The sequence below is a fragment of the Dorea sp. genome, from assembly GCF_977044405.1.
Genome location: NZ_CDRRQK010000055.1, coordinates 1 through 2813, shown reverse-complemented (window position 1 = coordinate 2813; position 2813 = coordinate 1). Strand labels below are relative to the sequence as shown.

5 protein-coding genes and 1 pseudogene are annotated in these 2813 nt (G+C 37.5%); all 6 read left to right on the top strand.

Annotation, left to right across the window (positions count from 1 at the left end):
* Positions 1 to 787, top strand: a 787-nt coding sequence (locus ACWJAF_RS13800; protein ID WP_448864705.1) for an ATP-binding response regulator, incomplete at its 5' end; no start/stop codon positions are given.
* A gap of 188 nt (positions 788 to 975) precedes the next feature.
* On the top strand, positions 976 to 1275 hold the full coding sequence (locus ACWJAF_RS13795; protein WP_448864703.1) for a hypothetical protein: 300 nt from the start codon (positions 976 to 978) through the stop codon (positions 1273 to 1275).
* A 330-nt stretch (positions 1276 to 1605) separates the two neighbouring features.
* Positions 1606 to 1854: a type II toxin-antitoxin system prevent-host-death family antitoxin gene (locus tag ACWJAF_RS13790; protein ID WP_296094558.1), complete on the top strand. Its 249-nt coding sequence runs from the start codon at positions 1606 to 1608 to the stop codon at positions 1852 to 1854.
* A gap of 1 nt (position 1855) precedes the next feature.
* Positions 1856 to 2155, top strand: coding sequence for a type II toxin-antitoxin system RelE/ParE family toxin (locus tag ACWJAF_RS13785; RefSeq protein WP_296094556.1), 300 nt, complete (start codon positions 1856 to 1858; stop codon positions 2153 to 2155).
* Between the two features lie 53 nt (positions 2156 to 2208).
* Positions 2209 to 2451 (top strand): annotated as a pseudogene (locus ACWJAF_RS13780) (DUF188 domain-containing protein); the annotation flags it as partial.
* Positions 2447 to 2813: DUF134 domain-containing protein (locus ACWJAF_RS13775; RefSeq protein ID WP_448864700.1), on the top strand; the 367-nt coding region annotated here is incomplete at its 3' end. The pseudogene ACWJAF_RS13780 and the gene ACWJAF_RS13775, both read left to right, overlap by 5 nt.

The following is a 2813-nucleotide window of genomic DNA, read 5'->3' as shown; positions in this document are numbered from 1 at the left end:
CAGGGTTTTAATGAATCTTTCTTCCAATGCGATTAAATACAATCATTTTCATGGAACAGTGAATGTTCATTGCGAAGAATTATCGGATGATGGGAATATGGCTGTTTTTCAGTTTGTATGTTCAGATACCGGTCTTGGTATGAGTAAAGAATTTCAAAAACATGCGTTTGATGTTTTTGCGCAGGAAGGCAAACAGTCAACTACAACATTCAGTGGCTCCGGCCTGGGACTTTCAATTGTTAAAGATATTGTTGAACTGATGGGTGGAACGATAGAACTGGAAAGCGAAGAAAATGTAGGAAGCACGTTTACGGTTACGGTTTCATTTGAGATAGATCATTTGGTTGAAAATAATGATTCACAGAAGGACAGCTGCCCACAGAGCATGGATCTGTCAGGAAAATGGGTGCTTCTTGTTGAAGACAATGCCATCAATATGGAGATTGCCCATGCAATCCTGGAAGAGGAGCATCTGAATATTACAGAAGCGAAAAACGGAAAAGAGGCACTTGAAATATTTCAGAATTCCAGGATGGATGAGTACGATGTCATCATCATGGATGTGATGATGCCGGTCATGGATGGACTGGAAGCAACAAAAGCAATCCGTGAGTTGGAACGTGAAGATGCCAAAAAGATCCCGATCATTGCCATGACGGCAAATGCTTTTGAGGAAGATAGAAAAGCTTGTCTGGATGCCGGGATGGATGAACATATTGCAAAACCCATTGATATTGAGAAACTAAGAGCGGTCATTCTTTCTGTATTGAATAAACAGGAAAACTGACAGACTGGGAAGAACAACAGCATAAGCAAGTAGCGAAAGCGGATTGCAAATGTCCGCTTTAATGGATCATAAGAAGAAATGAATGAACAGAAAGATAGAAAAACGGATAAGAAAAAAAGATAAGACAAAAGGATTCTATTTGAGTATTATAGCATTTGTCATGCTGCTTTTTGTACTGGTTTTTGTTTATGCGTCGGAAATTGTATGCCCGTTATGAAGGAAAAGCAGTCATAAATTATGCACTCAACAAGGAAGAAAAACAATGGCTGGATACACATAAAAATTCAATCCGTGTAGGATATCTAAAGGACAATCTTCCTTTTTGTGGTGAAGAAAATGGGAAACTTACAGGAATCCTTGGAACTGTTCTGGATACTGTTCAGGAAAAATATGGAATCACGATCAAGGAAGTTCCCTGTTCCACGGGAGTACAGATGAATGAAGTGGATGATGACAGGTATGAATGCTCATATTACGAAACCAATTGATATAGAAACAATACTTACTGTTTTGAATCAAGTGTTTGGAACTCCAGAAAATCCGCACAGATAATGGAAATAAGGAACTAAAAATATGGATAAAAGACAAAGAAAACTGATTGTAGATGATGCGAAATTCAACTGATTTTACTTATTGATGATTAAGATTGACTATTTATAGGGTATGGTGAATAATATCTAGATTTGTGTGTTTTACATTATAAATAAACGAATGTAATTTGAATTAAAGCTGTAAAAATTCACGTTGAATTTTACAGCTTATTGTGTATAATAAAAGTAGTAGAAATGATATGAAATCATGGAAGGAGCTGAAAGAATATGGCAAATATTTTACCAGTGTCTGATTTGAGAAATTATAATGAAGTTCTGAAGAACTGTCATAAAGGAGAACCGGTATATCTGACAAAGAATGGCAGAGGACGTTTTGTAGTTATGGATATTGAAGATTACGAGCGTGACCGTTCAGAAAAAAAGCTTCTGATGAAGCTGCAAGAAGCTGAAGAAGCAGTGAAAGACGGTGAAGGTTGGCTGAATCTGGACGAACTGAAAGTACTTGTGGGGGAATAAGATGTTAAAACTGCGGATCAATCCGATTATTGCAAAGGATCTGAAGAATATTCGGGATTATATTGCCGAAGATAATGAAGAATATGCTGCAAAGACCATAAAGGAAATTTACGGTAAATTTGAGAATCTTCAGCTGTTTCCGGGAATGGGGTCAGACCTTTCAAAGCGAGTCAGCTTTTGGACAGACTATAAATATGCGATATGGGAAGATTATGTGATTATCTACAAGGTAAGCAACGAGTATGTAGAAATATATCGTGTTATCAACCAATATCAGGACATTACGAGAATTTTTGATTGATAACAGAAATATGATAACAAATTGATAACACCGTTCAGTACAGCCCGTGGACTTTGTACAGTGGAACACATATAGCAGATATCATTGGAAAAATTGCAAAAGAGCATAATGTTCCGGTAACATTGCTGTGTGATACGAATCATGTCCTGTCATCAGATTATAGTGAAGTTATCGTTGTTGGTGCAGGAGCAGATGCAGTAGATTATAAACTGATCAGTATCTGTCATAAGGGCGATATTGTCGTATCACAGGACTATGGTGTTGCTGCAATGGCGCTGGGAAAAGGTGCTTATGCCAAGACCAGTAAAATGTAGAAAAGTCTGCCATTTTCCGGATGTTTATAGTCAGGAACAGTGTGCAGTATTTATGCAGATTGCAAGAACAACAGTTCAGCGAATTTACGAGAGTGCCAGGAAGAAAATTGCAGATGCACTTATTGGCGGATATCCACTTAGAATCGAAGGTGGAGATTTTAAAATTTGTGATGGTCAGAATAGCAACTGTGGACTTGGCGGATGCTACAAACAGGAGCTCTATCAAAAGTATGCATTAGAAAAAGGAGAAGGTATGATGAGAATAGCAGTAACATATGAAAATGGACAGATTTTTCAGCATTTTGGACACACAGAAGCATTTAAGATTTATGATGTAGAAGAAG